Source organism: Bradyrhizobium sp. NBAIM08, from assembly GCF_020193935.1.
Taxonomy (GTDB): domain Bacteria; phylum Pseudomonadota; class Alphaproteobacteria; order Rhizobiales; family Xanthobacteraceae; genus Bradyrhizobium; species Bradyrhizobium yuanmingense.
Genome location: NZ_JADYVR010000825.1, coordinates 1 through 412, shown reverse-complemented (window position 1 = coordinate 412; position 412 = coordinate 1). Strand labels below are relative to the sequence as shown.

At 64.1% G+C, this 412-nt stretch carries 1 protein-coding gene; it reads left to right on the top strand.

What is annotated here, in order from left to right; genetic code table 11:
- On the top strand, positions 1 to 410 hold a 410-nt coding region (locus tag I6F37_RS42245; protein WP_225154711.1), incomplete at its 5' end, for a BamA/TamA family outer membrane protein.
- Positions 411 to 412: the final 2 nt, after the last annotated feature.

The window sequence follows — 412 nt, the reverse complement described above, 5'->3', positions numbered from 1 at the left end:
CCGGAACCGGTGAGACGATCGTCCAGATCGGCTTCAAGGAACTGCCGGAGCCGGAACGGTTCTTCGCCGGCGGCACCTCGACGGTGCGGGGGTTTGCGCTCGATGCGCTCGGCAGGCCCGAGACCATCAAGGACGGATTCCCCATCGGTGGAAACGCGGAAACGATTTTCAACGTCGAGCTCCGCAGCCCAATCCGGAAAGGGCTCCAGGGCGTGGGGTTCGTCGACACGGGCAACGTGTTCGCCCGCACCGCCGATCTCGATCTGCTCTTGCTCCGAACCGCGATCGGGTTCGGGCTGCGGTACAAGTCGCCTGTCGGGCCGATCCGGTTCGACATGGGTTTCAAGGTGAGGCCCGAGACGGGCGAGAGGAACTCGGCGTGGTTCATTACGTTCGGACAGGCCTTCTAGTG